We start from the raw sequence: 19,065 nt of genomic DNA on the forward strand, positions 1-19,065 counted from the left end.
TCAGTCGACGAGGTCGTGGCGGACGATCACGGCGTCGCGGGCGGGCCCGACGCCGATCACCGAGATGCGCGTGCCGCTCATCTTCTCGAGCGCCAGGACGTACTCCTGGGCCGCGGTGGGGAGATCGTCGAACGTGCGAGCCGTCGAGATGTCCTCCTTCCACCCGGGGAAGTACTCGAGGACCGGCTTGGCGTGGTGGAAGTCGGACTGGTTGACCGGCACCTCGTCGAATCGCTGGCCGTCGACGTCGTAGGCGACGCAGACCGGGATGCGGTCGAGGCCCGTGAGGATGTCGAGCTTCGTGAGCACCAGGTCGGTGATGCCGTTGATGCGCGTCGCGTAGCGCGTGATCGGGGCGTCGTACCAGCCGACGCGGCGGGGGCGGCCGGTCGTCGTGCCGAACTCGAAGCCGCGCGAGCGGAGGAAGTCGCCGTTCTCGTCGAACAGCTCGGTCGGGAACGGACCGGAGCCGACGCGCGTCGTGTACGCCTTGACGATGCCGACGATGCGGTCGAGGCGATTGGGGCCGACGCCCGATCCGGTCGCGGCGCCACCGGCGGTGGCCGACGACGAGGTGACGAAGGGGTACGTGCCGTGGTCGACGTCGAGCATGGTGGCCTGCCCTCCCTCGAAGACGACCACGTCGCCGTTGTCGAGCGCCTCGCTCAGCAGCAGGCCGGTGTCGCAGACCATCGGACGCAGGCGATCGGCGTACGAGAGCAGGTCTTCGACGATCTCGTCGGCGGTGATCGCGCGACGGTTGAAGACCTTGACCAGCAGGTGGTTCTTCTGGTCGAGGGCGCCCTCGACCTTCTGCCGCAGGATGTTCTCGTCGAACAGGTCCTGCACGCGGATGCCGACGCGGTTGATCTTGTCGGCGTAGGCCGGCCCGATGCCGCGGCCGGTGGTGCCGATCTGACGCTTGCCGAGGAAGCGCTCGGTCACCTTGTCGAGCGTGCGGTGATATTGCGTGATGAGGTGCGCGTTGGCGCTCACCTTGAGCCGGGAGATGTCGAGCCCGCGCGCCGACAGCGCCTCGAGCTCGGCGAACAGCACCTCGAGGTCGACGACGACGCCGTTGCCGATGACGGCGTTGACGCCCGGCGAGAGGATGCCGCTCGGCAGCAGGTGCAGGGCATACTTCTCGTCACCGATGACGACGGTGTGCCCGGCGTTGTTGCCGCCGTTGAACTTGACGACCCAGTCGGTGCGGTCGCCCAACAGGTCGGTGGCCTTGCCCTTGCCCTCGTCGCCCCACTGGACGCCGACGATGACGATTCCCGGCATGCGGATCTCCCTTTCTGTCGAGGAGGGATTGCACCCCATCCTATCGACACGGACGCAACCCCCTTACGGAGATCGCGGCGCGCACGCCAGGGTGATGACGCAGATCGGATGTATCGATCGAACGCGCACGGAGGAGGGTCTCATGCACCACCGGCTCGCCGCAGCGGTCGGCGCGGTCCTGTTGCTGCTGACATCGTCGTTCGCGCTCACGGGGTGCGGGCTGTCGATCCCCACCGACCCGTCGGGCACGCTCGCCACGGTCGAGGGCGGCACACTGCGGGCCGGGGTCTCCCCCGACGGTGAATGGGTGCAGGTCGACGGCGACGAACCGCAGGGCAGCGAGCCCGATGCGATCCGAGCGTTCGCCGACTCGCTCGACGCCGACGTGGAATGGACGGTCGGCTCGGAGGAGGCACTGGTGCGCGAACTCGAGGACGGCGGGCTGGACCTCATCGCGGGCGGCATCACCGACCAGACGCCCTGGACCGACAAGGCGGGAGTCACGCGCCCGTATGCCGAGGCCACGGCGAAGGACGGCAGCACGCTCAAGGTCGTCATGCTCGTGCCGCTCGGCGAGAACGCGTTCCTCTCGCGCCTCGAGACCTTCCTCTCGGAGCGGGCGAAGGCGGGCGAGCTGTGAACCGGTCGGAGGTGCGATTCGGGCAGACGGAGCTGCCGCAGCGTCAGGTCGAGGTGCTGCGTCGCGCCGTGCGGCTCGAATGGGTCACGATCGGATTCCTCGCGGTGACGGTGACCCTCGTCTTCCTCGTGCTCGGAAATTCCCAGGCGATGAAGGCGGCGTGGATCGAGGATCTGCTGTCGTTCATCCCGCCGCTGGCTTTCCTCATCGCGATCCGGGTCAACCGGCGCCGGCCGACGCTCAAGCATCCGTACGGCTATCACCGCTCGGTCGGGGTCGGCCACCTGGTGGCGGCCGTCGCCTTGACCACGATGGGCACCTACCTGATCGTCGAGTCGGCGATCGGGCTGCTGAGCGGCGAGCACCCGACGATCGGGACGGTCGAGCTGTTCGGCGCGTCGATCTGGCTCGGGTGGCTCATGATCGGCGTCATGGCGATGACCGCCGTGCCGCCCGTCCTCCTCGGGCGCGCGAAGCTCAAGCTGGCGCGCGAGCTGCACAACAAGGTGCTCTACGCGGATGCCGATATGAACAAGGCCGACTGGATGACGGCCGTCGGCTCGATCGTCGGCGTCACCGGCATCGGTCTCGGCCTCTGGTGGCTCGACTCGGCGGCGGCGCTGTTCATCGCGGCGGGCATTCTGCGCGACGGGCTGAAGAACCTGCGGGCCGCGATCGTCGACCTCATGGATGCGCGGGCGACGACCTTCGACGACGCCGAGCCGCATCCTCTCGCGGGCGAGATCGACGCGTACCTCGCCGGCCTGCCGTGGGTGTCGGCCGCGGGCAGCCGGGTGCGCGACGAGGGCCATGTGTTCCACGTCGAGTCGTTCGTCGTGCCGCGGGACGGGCGGATGCCGAGCCTCGGTGAGCTGGAGGCGGCGCGCGAAGGCTGCGTCGAGCTCGACTGGAAGGTGCAGGACATCGTGCTGGTGCCGGTGCGCGAGCTGCCGATCGTCGTGCCGGTCAGCGAGTGACGAGCTTGCGCAGCGCCAGACAGCGAGAAGATGCCGGAATCGGCGGACCAGTTTCCACCGCTGTCTGAATCCATCGGGTCACTGACAGTATCGAGTTCGTGAGGCGCGACTATCTGGGGCGTGCCGCGCTGGCGGCATCCGCGATGTTCCTGCCGGGGATCGGCAGCGTCGTCATCCTGCTGATCATGGCGACGGCCTACTCCGACGACGTGCAGGCGGCGATCGGCCTGGGCGGTTCGACCGCCGCGATCGTGACGGTCGTGGCATCTGGTTTCGTGGTCACCACCATTCGTGCACGCACGGCGGGACGCTCCCTCCAGGGCGAGCTGACGGGGGCCGTCGGGGCAGCGATGCTCCTGCTGCTCGCATCGATCGCGATCGCCTTGCTCAGCCCGGTGCTCTGCCGCTCGGACGCGGGCGGGTTCTTCGCCGCCTACTGAATCGCCACCATCCCGGCGACGGTGCTCACCCCGATCGGCTTCGTCTTCAACGGAGCGTTCCAGGCGCTGCACCGCGACGGCACGAACCTGATCACCGCGGTCACCGGGACGCTCGTGAAAGCGGCCGTCGCGGCGGTCGTCGTCGTGCTCGGCGTCTCCCCGCTTGCTGCCGTCGCGGCAGTGGGGGCCACGACGTCGGTCGCGTCGATCCTGGGGGCGCTGGTACGGGGATCTCAGCTCGCGCGGGCGGACATGATCTCGTGGCCCATGTTCGCGGCGGCGACGCGCGAAGCTCTCGCGCACCCCGTCGCGGTGGTCCGCTCGCTCGGCGAGCGTGCCGCGGCGTCGGTCGACGGGCTGGTCTTCCTGGTGACCTTCACCGCGGCGATCCTGGTGGCCACAGCGCACTCCCCCGCAGACGGTGCTGTCGTCGCGCTCTCGGTGGCCGTGATGCGCTCGGTCATCGTCCCGCTGAAGCAGTTCGGCGTGGTGGGCGCGAGATTCGTCATCGCCGAGCGCGGTCGCGAGCGCGCGGACGCCATGCGTCTGTCGACGGTCCAGACGAACTGCTTCGTCCTGCTCGCGGCGATCGCGGTGGCGCTCACGATCTCGCGCCTCGCTCTGCCGGTCTTCGACCAGCTCGGCTGGCTGGTCATCGCGATGATGGCCGTGCAGCTGCTCATCGAACCGTGGGCAGGCGTCCTCTACTCCTACCGGAAGATCGCGCTGTCGACGGCGGCCGGGCTGCCCGCCCTCGTCATCGCGTACGGGGCGGTGGCCGGCCCCGGGTTGACGCTGCTCGCCGTCACGCGTTCCGGCTCGGCGGAAGCCATCTGGGCGGTCTTGCTCGCGACACGCGTCGTCTTCGCCATCCTCTTGGCCTGGACTCCTCGCATATCGATGCCCGCAGGTCCAGACTGGCGTCGCGGCGTCATCCGCCGCAGGCGGGATGCGACATGAGACCTCTCCGGTATTCGATCAACGTGACGCTCGACGGCTGCTGCCACCACGAAGCGGGGCTGCCGCCTGACGAGGAGTCGATGGACTTCTGGACGGCGCAGATGGCGGGAGTCGATGCACTGCTCCTCGGCCGGGTGACGTACGAGATGATGGCGACTGCCTGGCGGCGGCCGGCTTCGGGCGAGTGGCCCGAATGGATGGATGCCGCTGAGATCCGGTTCGCCGAAGCCATCGACGGCGCGCGCAAGTTCGTCGTGTCGTCGACCCTCGCGGACGCCGACTGGAACGCCGAGCTGATCTCGGGCGACCTCGAGACAGCCGTTCGCGCGTTGAAGGCCGAGCCGGGCACCGGCCTCTGGGTCGGCGGCGTCACCCTGCCGACCGCCCTGGCGAACCTCGGCCTCATCGACGAGTTCGAGTTCCTCGTGCAGCCGGTCGTCGCGGGGCGTGGACCGACCCTGCTCGCCGGCTTGGACCGGCAGATCCAACTCGACCCCGTCGACCGTACGGCGTTCCGGTCCGGTGCCGTGGCGACGCGATATCGGGCCCGGAACCCGTAAGGCGCGCGCCGACGCGAACCCCTGTTACGACAGGTGTCGCCGGATGACGCGCGGTCTTGGCACCGCTCGGGCCGAGGTCGACAGTGGGCTCATGTCTCACCGCATCCATCTCGCCGTCGCCCTCGAGCGGGCCGGCTGGCACCCCGCAGCATGGCGTGATTCCGGCCTCTCGACGCGGTCACTCACGACACCGCGCCGCTGGGCGGACCAGGTGCGTCTCCTCGACGGGGCGGGCGTCGCTTTCGCAACCATCGAAGACGCGCTCTCGCTGACCGATCGCATCGAAGACCCGCACGATCCTGACCCGCGGCGCCTGCACGGGCGCATCGACGCGGTGCTGCTGGCCTCGGCGCTCGCGCCGCTCACCCACCGGATCGGCCTGATCCCGACGGTCACGACGACGCACACCGAGCCGTTCCATGTGGCCACCGGCATCCAGACGCTCGACTTCGCCAGCCGCGGCCGCGCGGGCGTGCGCCTCGTCGTCGGCGGCTCGGCCGCCGAGCGGGCGAACTTCGGGCGCCGCGGCGAGATCGACCTCGAGACCGGGTTCCGCGAGGCGGGCGAGGTCGCCGACGCGCTCGGGCGCCTCTGGGACTCGTGGCAGGACGACGCCATCATCCGGGATGCCGCGAGCGGACGCTTCGTCGATGCCGACCGCATCCACAACATCGACTTCGCGGGCGCGTTCTTCTCGATCACCGGCGCGTCGATCGTGCCCCGCTCGCCCCAGGGCCGCCCGATCATCTCGGTGCTCGCGCACCAGACCGTGCCGTTCCGCCTCGCGGCCGAGCACGCCGATGTCGTGTTCATCACGCCTCACGATGCGGCCGCGGCGACCGGCATCCTCGCCGAACTCGACGGAGCGGCCGCCGAGCTGCGCCGCGCTCGCGAGCGGCTGCGAGTGTTCGCCGACGTGATCGTGCTGATCGAGGAAACCTCGACCGCCGCCCGCGAGGCGCTCGCGCGGCTCGACGACCTGGCCGGGGCCGAGTTCCACTCCGACGCGCGCATCGTCGCCGGCACGCCGACCGAGGTCGCCGAGCACCTCCGCGCCCTCGCCGAGACCGGCGTCGACGGCGTGCGGCTGCGTCCCGCACGTCAGCCCGACGACGTCGTCGCGATCGCGGAGCGCCTCGCCCCGCTGCTGCGCGCGACCCGCGTGCTGCGCGACGACGACGCCGCCACCCTGCGGGGCCGGCTCGGCCTGCCGCGGCCCGCCAGCCGGTACGCCGCCCCGACGCACGATTCCGCCCCGGCACGAGAGAAGGTCGCCCTGTGAGCCGTTCGCCCCGCCAGATCCACCTGGCCGCCCACTTCCCCGGCGTGAACAGCACGACGGTCTGGACCGATGCCGCCTCGGGAAGCCAGATCGACTTCGCGGCATTCGAGTACCTCGCCCGCACGGCCGAGCGCGGCTTCTTCGACTATGTCTTCCTCGCCGAGGGCCTGCGGCTGCGCGAGCACAAGGGCCGCGTGCACGAGCTCGACGTGCTCGGACGGCCCAACACCCTCGCGATCCTTGCCGCGCTCACCGCGGTCACCGATCACGTGGGTCTCGTCGGCACGCTGAGCACGACGTTCAATGAGCCGTACGAGCTCGCCCGCCAGCTCGCGACGCTCGACCACCTGTCCGGCGGCCGCGCCGGCTGGAATGCCGTGACGAGCTCCGACGCGTTCCATGGCGCGAACTTCCGCCGCGGCGGGTTCCTCGACCACGCCGATCGCTATGAGCGCGCGAAGGAGTTCGCCGCGCTGTCGAAGAAGCTCTGGGACTCGTGGGACGAGGGCGAGGCGCTGCCGCGCCGCATCCGCCACGCGGGTCCGCAGTTCGACGTCGACGCCCTTTTCGATGTCCCCCGCTCGCCGCAGGGGCGCCCCGTGATCGTGCAGGCCGGCGACTCCGCCGACGGGCGCGACTTCGGGGCCGAGCACGCGGAGGTCATCTTCTCGCTGCACCAGGACTTCGACGCCGCCCGGGTGTTCTACGACGACGTCAAGGGGCGCCTCGCCGCCTGGGGTCGCGACGAGGACTCGCTGAAAATCCTGCCCGCCGCGACCTTCGTCATCGGCGACACGGATGCCGAGGCGCGCGAGCGGTCGCGTGAGATCGCTCTGCAGCAGGTGCGGCCCGAGCAGGCGCTGACCTACCTCGAGCAGGTGTGGGGTCGCGACCTCAGCGGCTACGACCCCGACGGGCCGCTGCCCGACGTCGAGCCCGACACTGGCTCGGAGACCGCGCGCGGCTGGGCGAATCGCCACAGAGCCGTGCAAGCGCGCATCGCGTCGCTGCGGGAGCTGTCGGAGGCCGAGGGGCTGAGCGTGCGCGAGCTCGTCATCCGGCTGACGGCGAAGCACACGTTCGTGGGCACGCCCGAGCACATCGCGGGCGAGATCGACCGCTACGTGCAGGAGCGGGCGACCGACGGCTTCACCGTCGTCGGCCACCTGACCCCCCACGGCCTCGACGAGTTCGCCACGCGCGTGGTGCCGCTGCTGCAGGAACGTGGGTCGTACCGCGACTCGTACGACGAGGGCGCGACGCTGCGCGACCTGCTCGGGCTGCCGGCCACCGTGCCCACGGCCCCGGCGTCCGTGCCGGCGTGAGCGTGCATCGGCTCGTCTCCGTCGGCGCCGGCCCGCGCGCGATCATGCTCCTCGAGCGGATCATCGCGCGGTTCGGCGTCGCGGCGGGCGCGGTGGACGCGCGCGCGGTCGGTGCTCCGCGCCTGCACGTCGAGCTGATCGACCCGCATCCGCCGGGCGGGGGCCGGATCTGGCGGCGAGCGCAGTCGCCGCTGCTGAAGCTCAACTCGATGGCGCGCGACGTCACGGTCTTCACCGACGACAGCTGCACGATCGACGGTCCGATCCGGCCGGGGCCCTCGCTGATCGAGTGGGCCGAGCTCTGGCGCAGCGGCGAGCTGACCGCGACCGGCCGGGACATCGAGATCGACGACGAGGTCGCCGCGGCCGAGGCGCGCGGTCTGCGCGGCGACAGCTTTCCCACGCGGCGGCTGCACAGCTACTACCTGGAGTGGTTCTCCCGCCGCACGATCGCCGAGGCGCCGGCAGGGGTCACCGTCCGCTGGCGCCGCGACACGGTGGTGCGGGTGAGCGAGGCGAACCGGGTCACGCTGGCGAGCGGTCTCGAGCTCGAGGCCGACGCGGTCGTCTACGCGGTCGGTCACAACGGACGCGAACCGGATGCCGCGACCGCGCAGCTCGCGGACGCCGCACGGCGCGCGGGGCTGCAGTACGTCCCGCCCGCGTTCACCGCCGATGCCGACCTCTCGCACCTCGGGGCGGGCGAGGACGTGATCGTCCGGGGCATGGGACTCGCTGCGGTCGATCTCGTCGTGCTGCTGACACAGGGCCGCGGGGGTCGCTTCCTCGAGGAGGGCGACGGGCTGCGGTACGTGCCGTCGGGAAGCGAGCCGTGCCTGCATCTCGGGTCGCGGCGGGGCGTGCCCTACCGCTCCAAGGTGTCGTCGACGCTGCGGGGCGAGGCGCCCCAGCGCGAGGTGCTGACGCCCGCGGCCATCGAGGCGCTGCTCGCGCGGCCCGGCGAGGTCGACTTCGAGGCGGACGTGTGGCCGCTCATCGCGGGCGAGCTGCTGCACGGGCACTACCGAGAGCTGTTCACGGGGCACCCCGACCGCGTCGTGGGTGACTGGGCGTCGTTCCGCGCGGTGCTGCATTCCCACGCGTGGGACGACCCCGCGCTGCTCGACGCGATCGCGGCGGCGGTTCCCGACCCCCTCGACCGTTTCGACGTCGCGTCGCTGGATCGGCCGTTCGCCGACGCGACATTCGAGGGCCGCGACGATGCGCACGGGCGCGTGCGCGAGCACATCGTCACCGACCTGCATCTGCGCACGGCCCCGGAACGCAGCGCCGCGCAGGGCGTCTTCCTCGCCGCGCTGCTGTCGTTCCTCGCCCTTTCCGAGATCCCTGCGGAACGATGGAACGAGCACTCGCGGACGGTGTCGCTGCCGGTGCGGTGGCACACCTTCTTCAGCTACGTCGCCAGCGGCCCGCCCCCGCATCGCCTCCGGGAGCTCTTGGCCCTCGCGGATGCGGGCGTCGTGCGGTTCCTCGGACCGGGAGTCGACGTGCGCGTCGAGCCGGGGCGCGGCTTCATCGCGTCGAGCCGTCGTGTTCCCGGCGAGACGGTCGCCCGCAGCATCGTCGACGCGTGGCTGCCCGGGCCGGGGGCTGCCGCCAGCGACAATCCGGTGCTCCGCGCGCTCGTGGAACGGCAGGGCTCCGCGCTGCGGGTGCTGACCGACGCCGACGGCCGGGTGCTGGAGCGGGACGGCGTGCCTGCGGCATCCGTCTTCGCGATCGGCCCTTTCACGTCGCTTCCGGAGGGCGGGGCGTTCACGCGCCCGAACTCGAATGCCCTGTCGATCCGCCAGACCGACCGCACGGCCGGGGCTGTTCTCGCGGCACTGGTGTCGCTGGTTAGGGTAACCTAACGTTCGGTCGGGCTCCCGGCCGAACACCCTCCAGCGTTCAGGATCACGCATGCGCACCGCTCTCTCCCGTTCCGGGGGCCGCCTCGCCGCGGCCGCCGCCGCCCTCGCCATCGCCGGAGCCGGGCTGGTCGCCTGCTCGCCCGCTGAGTCGGGAACGAGCGCGTCGCCCTCGACGGCAGGCGACGCCTCGGGGGCCTTCCCGGTCACGATCACGTCGGCGCTGGGCGACGCCGTGATCCCCGAGAAGCCCGAGCGCGTCGCGACGTGGGGCTGGTCGGCGCAGGATGCCGTGCTCGCGCTCGGCGTCGTGCCGGTCGCGATGCCCGCCTTCGCCTACGGCGGCGTCGACGGCGTGCTCCCGTGGGACGCCGATGCGATCGCCGAGCTCGGGGGCGAGACGCCGACCCTCCTCACCGGCGGCGACACGAGCGAGCCGAACATCGAGGAGTTCGTCGAGGCCCGTCCCGACGTCATCCTCGCCCCCTACTCGGGCCTGACACAGGAGCAGTTCGACGCCCTGAGCAAGGTCGCGCCCGTCGTGGCCTACCCCGACCAGCGCTGGGCGACCTCGTGGGAGGACCAGACCGCCATCGTCGGACAGGCGCTCGGGATGTCGGATGAGGCGGCCGACCTCGTCGCTCAGGTCGACTCGGACATCGCCGACCTGGCATCGCAGCATCCCGCGCTCGCAGGGAAGTCGTTCGCCTACGGGGCGAACAACCAGCCCGAGATCCTCAACGTCTTCCGTGACGACGACCCCCGCGTGCAACTGCTCACGCAGCTGGGGATGACGGTCGCGCCCTCGGTCGAGGAACTCGCCCCTGACGGCGACGACAGCTACTTCTACCAGCTGGGCTTCGAGAACCTGAACGCTTTGGAGTCCGACGTCCTCGTGGCGTACTTCGGCACGCAGGCCGACGTCGACGCGTTCGTCGCCGACCCGCTCGTCGCCGCGATGCCGCAGGTGCAGCAGGACCGCTTCGCCCCGATCGTCGGCGAATCGTTCGTCATGGCCTCGAGCGCCCCGACGGTGCTGTCGATTCCGTGGATGCTCGACCAGTACGTCCCCCAGCTCGCAGCCGTCGCCGAGCGTGTCGGCTGACACCCTCGCGCTCTCCCGGGGCAGGGACCGCTCCTCGCGGTCACTGCCCCGTCGGCGTGTCTGGGCCGGGGCCGCGGTCGCCCTCGCGCTCGCGGGTGTCGTCTTCGCGAGCCTCGCGATCGGGACATCCGAGATCCCGCTCGACACCGTCTGGCACGCGCTGACGGCGTATGACCCCGCCGATCCGGAACACATCGCGATCATCGAGAAGCGCCTGCCGCGGACGATCGTCGGTATCGTCATCGGCGCTGCGCTGGGACTGTCGGGCACGATCGCCCAGGGGCTGACCCGCAACCCGCTCGCCGATCCCGGCATCCTCGGTGTCAATCAGGGCGCAGCGCTCGCGGTCGTCACGGCCATCACCGTCTTCGGCGCCACGGGCCCCGGCTCGTACCTCTGGTTCGCAATCGGCGGCGCCGCGATCGCGGCCGCCGTCGTCTGGGTGCTGTCGTCGCGGGGACGCGACGGGGCGACCCCCGGCAAGCTCGCGCTCGCGGGAGCAGCCGTGTCGGCGGCGCTGTTCTCACTCGTCTCGGCCGTCCTCATCGTCAGCCGCGAAGCGCTCGACGCCATGCGGTTCTGGCAGGTCGGCGCCCTGGCCGGGCGCGGCCTCGACGTGCTCGTCCCGGTGCTGCCGGTCTTGATCGTCGCGGCCGTCGTCGCCCTGTCGGCCGGGCGGACCCTCAACCTCTTCGCGCTCGGCGATGAGACGGCTGCGGCGCTCGGCTTGCGCGTGAACCGCGCACGCCTGCTGCTCGCGGTGGTGCTCGTCGTCCTCGCGGCGGCGGCCACGGCCGTTGCCGGCCCCATCGCGTTCGTCGGCCTCGTCGTCCCGCACGTCGTCCGCGGCATCGTGGGTGCGGACTACCGGTGGATCCTGCTGTTCGCAGCGCCGGTCGCCGCGATCCTCCTCGTCGCGGCAGACGTCGTGGCCCGGATCGTCGCTCGACCGGGCGAGCTGCAGGTCGGCATCGTCGTCGCGGCGATCGGTGCACCCTTCTTCATCGCGCTCGTGCGGCGCGGACGGATGGTGGGACTGTGACGACGGCGACGGGCACCGGCCCCGCGGCGATCACACGGCCCCTCCGCCTGGCCTCCGTTCGCCGCGTCGCGATCGTCTCGGCGAGCGCCGCCGCTGTCGTGGCCGTCCTGTTCGGGATCGCGCTGCTGCTCGGGCCGGCCGCGCTCGCACCGGCGGAAGTGATCGAGGCGATCACCGGCCGAGCCCAGCCGGTCGTCTCGTTCGTCGTGTGGGAGTTGCGGATGCCGCGCGCGCTCGCGGCCGTCGTCGTCGGCGCCTGCCTGGGGGCAGCCGGCGCCGTCTTCCAGTCGGTGCTGCGCAACCCGCTCGCAAGCCCCGACGTGCTCGGCGTCACGGCTTCTGCCGGTGCCGTCGGTGTCGCCGGGGTACTCGGGTTGGGAGCGAGCGGCATCGCGCTGACAGGTCTCGTCGCCGGTGGGTCGGTCGTCGCCGCGGTGATCATCGGCGTCCTCGCCTGGCACCGCGGGCTGCACGGCATGAGGCTCATCCTCGTCGGCGTCGGATTCTCCGCGTTCGCGACGGCGCTGACCGGAACCGTACTCACCCGCGCCGAGATCCGCGACGTGAGCGTCGCATACACGTGGCTCGTCGGCAGCCTGGGCGGCTCGTCGTGGGAGGTGGTCGGCACGAGCGGGGTCATCGCTCTCGCGGTCTTCGCCCTGCTGGGCCTGCAGGCGCGGGGTCTGCGGGGGCTGGAGCTCGACGACGCAACCGCCGCGGCGCTGGGCGTGCGCGTGCAGCGGGTGCGCGTCGGCGTTCTGCTCACCGCCGTCGTCCTCGCTGCGATCGCCGTCGGCGCGAGCGGACCGATCGGCTTCGTCGCCCTGATGGCGCCGCAGATCGCGCGGCGCCTCGTGGGGCCGGGGTCGATCTCAATCGTGGCCTCGGCCGCCGTCGGCGCCGCCCTCGTCAGCGCGGCGGATCTCATCGCGCAGTACGCCGTGCCCGGCATCCCTTTCCCCGTCGGTGTCGTGACGGGCGCGATCGGCGCACCGTATCTCGCCTGGCTGCTCACCCGTTCCGATCCCGCTCGCCCTGGAGGCATCCGATGACCGCCGCCGACCACCGACTGAGCGCCGAGTCGATCACCCTCGGCTATGACGGACGCACTGTCGTCGACGAGCTGTCGCTCGTCGTGCCGACCGGACGGATCACGGCGATCGTCGGGGCGAACGCGTGCGGCAAGTCGACGCTGCTGCGCGCGTTGGCGCGGCTGCTCGCTCCTGCAGCCGGAACCGTCCTGCTCGATGGCGCAGACATCCGGTCGCGCCCGACGGCCGAGGTAGCGCGGGTGCTGGGACTTCTGCCGCAGTCGCCGGTCGCGCCGGAGTCGATTCTCGTGGCCGACCTCGTCGCCCGCGGGCGGTACCCGCACCAGAGCTGGCTCCGCCGGCGCGCGTCGGAGGACGACGCGATCGTCGATGCGGCAATGCGCACGGCGGGGGTGAACGACCTCGCCGACCGTTCCGTCGACACGCTCTCGGGCGGTCAGCGTCAGCGCGTCTGGATCGCGATGGCCCTCGCGCAGCAGACCGACCTCATGCTGCTGGACGAGCCGACGACCTACCTCGACATCAGCCACCAGATCGACGTGCTCGACCTCCTCGTCGACCTCAACCGCGAGCGGGGGACCACGGTCGTGATGGTGCTGCACGAGCTGTCGCTCGCGTGCCGTTACGCCGACCATCTCGTCGCGATGTCGGGTGGCCACATCGTCGCCGAGGGAGCGCCGTCGGACATCGTCACCGCGGACCTCGTGCGCGAGGTCTTCGGGATCGACGCGATCGTCATCCCCGACCCGGCATCCGGTACACCGCTCGTCTCGCCGCTCGGTCGCCACCGCCGCTGACCTGCCCCTTTCGGCCGGGCGCGCCGGAGCCGGGGTCAGGCCGAGACCGTCACCAGGACGCGCTGCCAGCCGCTCGAGCCGTCGGGAGCGATCGGGGCGCGCTCCTCGATCTGCGTGTCGCCGTCCTTGTTGACGGCGCGCACCTCGACGTAGTGGGTTCCCGCCTCGGCCTGCCACTCGAGCATCCACTGCACCCACGTGTCGGCGTTGATCGGGTTGGAGAGCGTCGCAGCCTGCCAGTCGCCGTCGTCGATGCGGACCTCGACACGTTCGATGCCCACGGTCTGAGCCCAGGCCATTCCCGCGATCGCGACGCTTCCCGCCGCCACCGGGGTGCCCGTGCGCGGCGTGTCGATGCGGGAAGAGAACTTGATCGGCGCTTCGGCCGCGTAGCCGCGCGGGGTCCAGTACGCCTCATCGGCCTCGAACGTCGTGACCTTGAGCTCGGTGACCCACTTCGTCGCGGAGACGTAGCCGTACAAGCCGGGAACGACCATGCGCACGGGGAATCCGTGCTCGAGCGGAAGCGGCTCGCCGTTCATCTTCACGGCGAAGATGGCGTCCCGCGCATCGTCGGTCAAAGCTTCCAGCGGAGTGGATGCCGTGTAGCCGTCGACGCTCTTCGAGAGCACCATGTCGGCGCCGGACTGCGGGCCGGCCATGCGCAGGATGTCGCGGATCGGGACGCCCTGCCAGATGGCGTTGCCCACCAGCCCGCCGCCGACCTCGTTCGAGACGCAGGTGAGCGTGACCGCATACTCGTCGAGGCCCATGCCGACGAGGTCGTCGAAGCTCAGCTCGACGCGCTGATCGACCATGCCGTCGATGACGAGGCGCCACGTGGTGGGGTCGACCGAGGGGACGGTGAGCGCCGTGTCGACGCGGTAGAAGTCCGCGTTCGGGGTGATGAGCGGCGAGATGCCCTCGACCTCGAGCTCGGCGCCGTCGGGGATCGTGACCGTCGACCGGGGTTCGGGGATGCGCAACTCACGGCGGAGCGCGTCGACCGAGGCCGTCGTCGCATTGAGCAGGCGGGCTCCGACGCCGACGATCACGGCCGCGAGGCCCACGCCGCCCGTCGCGACGAGGAACGAACGACGGCCGAGGCCGCGCTGCTCAGCGGCCGGCGCGGCCGGGGTGTCGGCCTCCGCGGCATCCGTAGCGCCCGCCCAGCGCCGGAGGCGCGTGATGAGGAGAACGAGGACGAATACCCCGACCAGCGTTCCGATCACCGGCGGAACGAACGCCAGCGGGCTGGCTCCGGTGCGGGTGATGATGGCAGCGGTCGAGATCACCCCGGCGAGGGCGATCACGATGACGCCGAACGGCCGCACGAAGAACTGCAGGATGCCGGCGACCGCGGCGGCGATCACGACGGCGAGCGCGAGACTGCCGAGCAGGACGACCTTGTCGGCCGAGCCGAAGGTCGCGATCGCGAACTCCTTGAGCGGCTGCGGCACGATGTCGATGACGAAGGCACCCACCGCGAGGATGGGGCTGCTCTCGCGCGCGACGAGGAGCGCGATCAGTTCGGCGACGGCGAGGAAGGCGGCCGCGCTGACGATGCCCGCGAGGGCGCTCCACAGGCCCCAGACCCAGCGCCGACTCTTCACCTGGTTCGCGGATGCGGTTGATTTCGCCATCGCTGTCGCCTCTCGATCGGCAGATCACTCGTACCGTGCATAGTTCTTCGTCGCCGAGCCCGCAACGGATGGAAATCCGGCGGAAACGGTGCGTGCTCGGCGGCGGGGACGGGGTGGGGCGGAGGCTAGAGGGGCTTGGCGAAGCAGCGGGAGAACGCGTACTCGGTGTACGGCGCGTAGATCGGGATGGGCGTGTAGCCGAGGCGTCCGTAGAGCTCGACGGCGTCATGCTGGCGGTCGCCGGTCTGCAGGATGACGCGTTCCGCGCCTCGATCGAGAGCGATGCGCTCGAGCTCGGCGAGCAGCGCCCGGCTCGCGCCGAGACCGCGGGCACGGGGGTGGACGTACACGCGCTTGATCTCGAGATCCCGGATGCCGTCGTGCTCGAGGTCGCGGAGTGCGCCGTGGCCCACGGCCTCGCCCGCGGCATCCGTCACGAGCACCGTCGCGACGATCGTCGCGGGGTCGATCGCGAAGGCGCGAGCGGACCGGGCGGCCGCCTCGGGATCGGCGTCGTCGAAGCGGTCGGCGTAGCGCGGACCGACCTCGCGGTCCATCTCGGCGCGCAGGGCCGCGGCACGCGGGTCGTCGTAGTCGATGTGCTCGAACAGCCACGTCATGGCCGAGACGCCGGCAGTGGTGCGGGTTCCCGCGCGGGGCTCCGGTGCGAGGTCGTATCCGAACGCGAGCAGGTCGACGAAACGGCCCGGCTCGACCTCGATCCGGCCCTCCCGCTCGGGCAGGCGCGTGAAGCCGAGCTTGGCGTACAGCGCGTGCGCGGCGGTCATCTCGGGCCCGCTGTTCATGACGACGCGATGCGATCCGCGCTGCCGGGCCAGCTCGATGACGTGCCGGGTGAGCGCCTCGCCGACTCCTCGGCCACGGGCTTCGGGGGCGACGGCGAGCTGGCGGAAGTCCGTCTCGCCGGGCCGCGCGACGCCGGCGAGCGGACGGTTGGGCCGAGCGACCCAGACGGTTCCGAGGATCCCGCCGTCATCCACCGCCACCCACACATCTCCGATCCGCACGCGGGCGGCGACGTCCCTCAGCGAGTCGAGGTACTGCTCCGAGAGCCGGTCGTAGCTGTGCTGGTAGGCGCGTGCGGTCAGCTCGCCCGCCCGAGCGAATTCCTCGGTGCGGACGAGCCGGATGGTGAGCGCTGTCGCGGTCGATGTCACGAGGCGACGCTACCTTTCACCGCGACCTGTTCACGACGCATACCCGTTCACGACGCGGGGAGTCCGGGCGGGTTGATCTCGCTCTTCTCGATGCGCTCCGACTCGAGGCCCCACGTCTCGAGGACCTCGTCGTACTGCCCGCCCTCGATGATGGCGTTGATCGCGATCGACACCGGCTCGATCAGGCCGTTGCCCTTGGCGGTCGCCGCGGCGATGTTGGCGGTCTGCGGCCAGCCGCCGGGCACGAGTCCGACGAGCTTGGTGTCGCCGGTCTCCCGGGCCGACCAGGCCGAGGTTGCGTTGGGGCCGAAGGTCGCGTCGACGCGGCCGGACTGCAGCGCGAGGACGGCGGCGGCGTTGTCGTCGTAGTACTGCAGCTCGGCGGGAGCCTCGCCGGCAGCTTCGAGCTCCTCGTTCCAGGCGAGCAGCACCTGCTCCTGGTTGGTGCCCGAGCCGACGACGATCTTCAGACCGGAGATGTCGGCGGACTCTTCGATCTTGTCGATGTCGCTGTCGGCGCGGACGTAGAAGCCGAGCAGGTCCTCGCGGTAGCTCGCGAAGTCGTAGAGCTCCTTGCGCTCTTCCGTGACGGTGACGTTCGAGGTGATGAGGTCGTATTTGCCCGACTGGATGCCGAGGGGCCAATCGGCCCACGCGACGACCACCGGGTTGTACTCGAGCCCGAGCGCTTCGGCGATGAGCGATCCGATGTTCGGCTCGGTGCCCGCGGCCTGGGTCTCGCCCTCGGGGATGTAGCCGAGCGGCGGCAGGTATGCGGAGTGCGCGACCGTCAGCTTCCCCTCTTCGACGGGCTCGAACCCGCTCACCTCGAGGGCGGCGACGGCCTCGGCGACGGGTTCGTCGAGGTGCACCCAGTGGATGTCGTCGGTCGCGACGTTGGCCGTGGCGGGTGCGGGCGCCGCGGCCTCGGCTTCGGCGGGTCGGTTGAGGTTCACGGCGGTGACGATGCCGCCGACGATCGCCGCGACCGCGACGACGCCGAGTCCGGCGGCGATGCCCTGCTTCTTACTGATGGCCATGCTGTGGGTCTCTCTCGAAAAGTGGGGTGCGGGTGGAGGGGTGGGATGGGATGTCAGGCGAGGACCTTGGCGAGGAACTCCTGCACGCGGGGGTGCTTCGGCGCGACGAGCACCTCGGCGGGCGGGCCCTGCTCGATGATCCGGCCGCCGTCGAGGAAGACGACGCGGTCGGCGACCTCGCGGGCGAAGCCGATCTCGTGGGTCACGATGATGAGCGTCGTCCCGAGCTGCGCCAGGTCGCGGATGACGTCGAGCACCTCGCCGACGAGTTCGGGGTCGAGCGCGCTCGTCGGCTCGTCGAACAGGATCACCTTGGGCTTCAGAGCCAGCGCTCGCGCGATCGCGACGCGCTGCTGCTGCCCGCCCGAGAGCTGGCGCGGATAGTGACCGGCCTTGTCGCCGAGCCCGACGCGGTCGAGCAGTCCGAGCGCGAGCTCGCGGGCGTCGTCCTTCGACAGCCGGCCGAGCGCGATGGGCGCTTCGGTGACGTTCTCGAGGGCGGTGAGGTGGGGAAAGAGGTTGAAGTTCTGGAAGACGATCCCGATCTGGGTGCGGCGTTCGAGCACCGCCTTCTCGCGCAGCTCGTAGAGCTTGCCGTTCCGCTGCTCGTAGCCGATGAACTCGCCGTCGACCGTGACCGATCCGCGGTCGACCGTCTCGAGGTGGTTGATGGTGCGCAGCAGCGTCGACTTGCCCGAGCCGCTCGCGCCGAGGACCGCGACGACCTCGCCCGGCTCGACCGTGAGGTCGATGCCGCCGAGCACCTCGACTCCGGCGTAGCTCTTGTGGACGTTGTGGATCTCGACGAGACCGATGGTCATGACTTTCCTCCGGGTGCGAGGGGGCGGGGTGCCGGCGCGTCGTCGCCGAGGCGAGCCCATTGCGCCGCGATCCAGCGGCGCGCGCGCTGGACGGGCGTGGGCGGCAGAACTCGTACGGATCCCCGCGCGTAGTGACGCTCGATGTAGTACTGCAGGATGCTGAGCACCGTGGTGATGATCGTGTACCAGACCACCGCGACGAGCAGCAGCGGGATGACGCGGCTGTTGCGGTTGTAGATCACCTGCACCGCGTAGAACAGCTCGGGGATCGCGATCACGAACAGCACCGACGTGCCCTTGACGAGGCCGATCACCTCGTTCGTGGCGTTGGGGATGATCGATCGCATGGCCTGCGGCAGCACGATGCGGCTGAGTCGGCGACGCGGCGGGATGCCGAGGGCCGCGGCCGCCTCGAGTTGGCCCTGGTCGACCGAGAGCAGGCCGCCGCGGATGATCTCGGCGGAGTAGGCCGCCTGGTGCAGGCTCAGGCCGAGCACGCCCGCCGCGAACGCGCTGATGAGCTGCACCGTCGGGAACTCGACGATCCAGAAGTCGGTCGTGAAGGGGGTGCCCAGCCCGAGCGTCGGATACAGGTAGCCGAGGTTGTACCAGACGACCAGCTGTACGACGAGGGGGACCGAGCGGAAGAACCAGATGAAGCTCCACGCCGCCGCGTTCAGCAGCGGCGACTTGGCGAGCCGAGCCAGCGCCAGCACCGTCCCGAGCAGGAATCCGATCGTCGCCGACACTGCCGTGTAGGCGAGGGTGAGGCCGAGTCCCTGCAGCACCGGGTCGGAGAAGAAGTACTGCGCGAAGTAGCCCCACTCGTAGTTCTCGTTCGTCACGAGCGACCACAGGAACTGTGCGACGACGAACACGATGATCGCGGCGATCGCCCACCGGAACCAGTGCCGCGTGCGGACGACGGGGATGTCGCCGAGGTCGACGCGCTGCGCGGTCGGCGCAGTGTCGCCGACGCTGCGGTCGACGCGCGAGACGGTGTCGGTCATGCGGATCTCCTCGGAACGGCGCGGATGCAGCGGAT

General features: G+C 70.9%; 18 protein-coding genes. 12 read left to right on the forward strand and 6 right to left on the reverse strand.

Features of this window, described 5'->3' with window-relative positions; translation table 11 throughout:
• Positions 1-1,287 carry an adenylosuccinate synthase gene (locus ABIC53_RS12080; RefSeq protein ID WP_354451638.1) on the reverse strand — a complete coding sequence of 429 codons (1,287 nt, stop codon included), beginning with the start codon at positions 1,285-1,287 and terminating at the stop codon, positions 1-3.
• Between the two features lie 142 nt (positions 1,288-1,429).
• Between ABIC53_RS12080 and ABIC53_RS12085 the strand changes: the two genes are divergently transcribed.
• From ABIC53_RS12085 to ABIC53_RS12140, 12 genes are all read left to right on the forward strand, one after another.
• Positions 1,430-1,927, forward strand: a complete 498-nt coding sequence (locus tag ABIC53_RS12085) for a transporter substrate-binding domain-containing protein (RefSeq protein ID WP_274178069.1) — start codon at positions 1,430-1,432, stop codon at positions 1,925-1,927.
• Positions 1,924-2,904, forward strand: a complete 981-nt coding sequence (locus tag ABIC53_RS12090) for a cation diffusion facilitator family transporter (protein ID WP_354451640.1) — start codon at positions 1,924-1,926, stop codon at positions 2,902-2,904. The genes ABIC53_RS12085 and ABIC53_RS12090 overlap by 4 nt, the downstream gene beginning before the upstream one ends.
• Positions 2,905-3,002: 98 nt before the next feature.
• Positions 3,003-3,344, forward strand: coding sequence for a hypothetical protein (locus tag ABIC53_RS12095; RefSeq protein WP_354451642.1), 342 nt, complete (start codon positions 3,003-3,005; stop codon positions 3,342-3,344).
• A gap of 21 nt (positions 3,345-3,365) precedes the next feature.
• Positions 3,366-4,304, forward strand: coding sequence for a hypothetical protein (locus ABIC53_RS12100; protein ID WP_354451644.1), 939 nt, complete (start codon positions 3,366-3,368; stop codon positions 4,302-4,304).
• The gene (locus tag ABIC53_RS12105; protein WP_354451646.1) at positions 4,301-4,864 is read left to right on the forward strand and encodes a dihydrofolate reductase family protein; all 564 of its coding nucleotides are present in this window, start codon (positions 4,301-4,303) and stop codon (positions 4,862-4,864) included. Before ABIC53_RS12100 ends, ABIC53_RS12105 begins: the two co-directional genes overlap by 4 nt.
• A 91-nt stretch (positions 4,865-4,955) precedes the next feature.
• Entirely contained in the window at positions 4,956-6,146 is a 1,191-nt protein-coding gene (locus tag ABIC53_RS12110) for an LLM class flavin-dependent oxidoreductase (RefSeq protein ID WP_354451648.1), read from the forward strand.
• Positions 6,143-7,471 carry an NtaA/DmoA family FMN-dependent monooxygenase gene (locus tag ABIC53_RS12115; protein ID WP_354451650.1) on the forward strand — a complete coding sequence of 443 codons (1,329 nt, stop codon included), beginning with the start codon at positions 6,143-6,145 and terminating at the stop codon, positions 7,469-7,471. Before ABIC53_RS12110 ends, ABIC53_RS12115 begins: the two co-directional genes overlap by 4 nt.
• Complete coding sequence (locus ABIC53_RS12120; RefSeq protein WP_354451652.1) at positions 7,468-9,345, forward strand: FAD/NAD(P)-binding protein; 1,878 nt, start codon at positions 7,468-7,470, stop codon at positions 9,343-9,345. Before ABIC53_RS12115 ends, ABIC53_RS12120 begins: the two co-directional genes overlap by 4 nt.
• Positions 9,346-9,394: 49 nt before the next feature.
• Positions 9,395-10,447, forward strand: coding sequence for an iron-siderophore ABC transporter substrate-binding protein (locus ABIC53_RS12125; RefSeq protein ID WP_274178062.1), 1,053 nt, complete (start codon positions 9,395-9,397; stop codon positions 10,445-10,447).
• Positions 10,437-11,489 carry a FecCD family ABC transporter permease gene (locus ABIC53_RS12130; protein WP_274178061.1) on the forward strand — a complete coding sequence of 351 codons (1,053 nt, stop codon included), beginning with the start codon at positions 10,437-10,439 and terminating at the stop codon, positions 11,487-11,489. The genes ABIC53_RS12125 and ABIC53_RS12130 overlap by 11 nt, the downstream gene beginning before the upstream one ends.
• On the forward strand, positions 11,486-12,541 hold the full coding sequence (locus ABIC53_RS12135; protein ID WP_274178060.1) for a FecCD family ABC transporter permease: 1,056 nt from the start codon (positions 11,486-11,488) through the stop codon (positions 12,539-12,541). The genes ABIC53_RS12130 and ABIC53_RS12135 overlap by 4 nt, the downstream gene beginning before the upstream one ends.
• Complete coding sequence (locus ABIC53_RS12140) at positions 12,538-13,338, forward strand: ABC transporter ATP-binding protein (RefSeq protein ID WP_274178059.1); 801 nt, start codon at positions 12,538-12,540, stop codon at positions 13,336-13,338. Before ABIC53_RS12135 ends, ABIC53_RS12140 begins: the two co-directional genes overlap by 4 nt.
• Positions 13,339-13,373: 35 nt before the next feature.
• On the opposite strand, the gene ABIC53_RS12145 is transcribed toward ABIC53_RS12140, so the two are convergent.
• The 5 genes from ABIC53_RS12145 to ABIC53_RS12165 form a co-directional block, all read right to left on the reverse strand.
• A complete protein-coding gene (locus ABIC53_RS12145; RefSeq protein WP_274178058.1) occupies positions 13,374-14,981 on the reverse strand; it encodes a molybdopterin-dependent oxidoreductase in 1,608 nt (535 codons plus the stop codon).
• Between the two features lie 125 nt (positions 14,982-15,106).
• Positions 15,107-16,159: a GNAT family N-acetyltransferase gene (locus tag ABIC53_RS12150; protein ID WP_354451656.1), complete on the reverse strand. Its 1,053-nt coding sequence runs from the start codon at positions 16,157-16,159 to the stop codon at positions 15,107-15,109.
• Between the two features lie 47 nt (positions 16,160-16,206).
• Positions 16,207-17,199, reverse strand: coding sequence for an ABC transporter substrate-binding protein (locus ABIC53_RS12155; RefSeq protein WP_274178056.1), 993 nt, complete (start codon positions 17,197-17,199; stop codon positions 16,207-16,209).
• 53 nt (positions 17,200-17,252) lie between these two features.
• Positions 17,253-18,020, reverse strand: a complete 768-nt coding sequence (locus tag ABIC53_RS12160) for an amino acid ABC transporter ATP-binding protein (protein WP_274178055.1) — start codon at positions 18,018-18,020, stop codon at positions 17,253-17,255.
• Complete coding sequence (locus ABIC53_RS12165) at positions 18,017-19,030, reverse strand: amino acid ABC transporter permease (protein WP_354451659.1); 1,014 nt, start codon at positions 19,028-19,030, stop codon at positions 18,017-18,019. Before ABIC53_RS12165 ends, ABIC53_RS12160 begins: the two co-directional genes overlap by 4 nt.
• Positions 19,031-19,065: the final 35 nt, after the last annotated feature.

The sequence above is a fragment of the Microbacterium sp. 1262 genome (assembly GCF_040544895.1).
Lineage (GTDB): Bacteria > Actinomycetota > Actinomycetes > Actinomycetales > Microbacteriaceae > Microbacterium > Microbacterium plantarum.

Excerpts from the sequence above, each read along its gene's own strand:
- ABIC53_RS12080 (WP_354451638.1), bottom strand. The coding sequence starts at position 1,287 with ATGCCGGGAATCGTCATCGTCGGCGTCCAGTGGGGCGACGAGGGCAAG.
- ABIC53_RS12085 (WP_274178069.1), top strand. The coding sequence starts at position 1,430 with ATGCACCACCGGCTCGCCGCAGCGGTCGGCGCGGTCCTGTTGCTGCTG.
- ABIC53_RS12105 (WP_354451646.1), top strand. The coding sequence starts at position 4,301 with ATGAGACCTCTCCGGTATTCGATCAACGTGACGCTCGACGGCTGCTGC.
- ABIC53_RS12110 (WP_354451648.1), top strand. The coding sequence starts at position 4,956 with ATGTCTCACCGCATCCATCTCGCCGTCGCCCTCGAGCGGGCCGGCTGG.
- ABIC53_RS12125 (WP_274178062.1), top strand. The coding sequence starts at position 9,395 with ATGCGCACCGCTCTCTCCCGTTCCGGGGGCCGCCTCGCCGCGGCCGCC.
- ABIC53_RS12140 (WP_274178059.1), top strand. The coding sequence starts at position 12,538 with ATGACCGCCGCCGACCACCGACTGAGCGCCGAGTCGATCACCCTCGGC.
- ABIC53_RS12145 (WP_274178058.1), bottom strand. The coding sequence starts at position 14,981 with ATGGCGAAATCAACCGCATCCGCGAACCAGGTGAAGAGTCGGCGCTGG.
- ABIC53_RS12155 (WP_274178056.1), bottom strand. The coding sequence starts at position 17,199 with ATGGCCATCAGTAAGAAGCAGGGCATCGCCGCCGGACTCGGCGTCGTC.
- ABIC53_RS12160 (WP_274178055.1), bottom strand. The coding sequence starts at position 18,020 with ATGACCATCGGTCTCGTCGAGATCCACAACGTCCACAAGAGCTACGCC.
- ABIC53_RS12165 (WP_354451659.1), bottom strand. The coding sequence starts at position 19,030 with ATGACCGACACCGTCTCGCGCGTCGACCGCAGCGTCGGCGACACTGCG.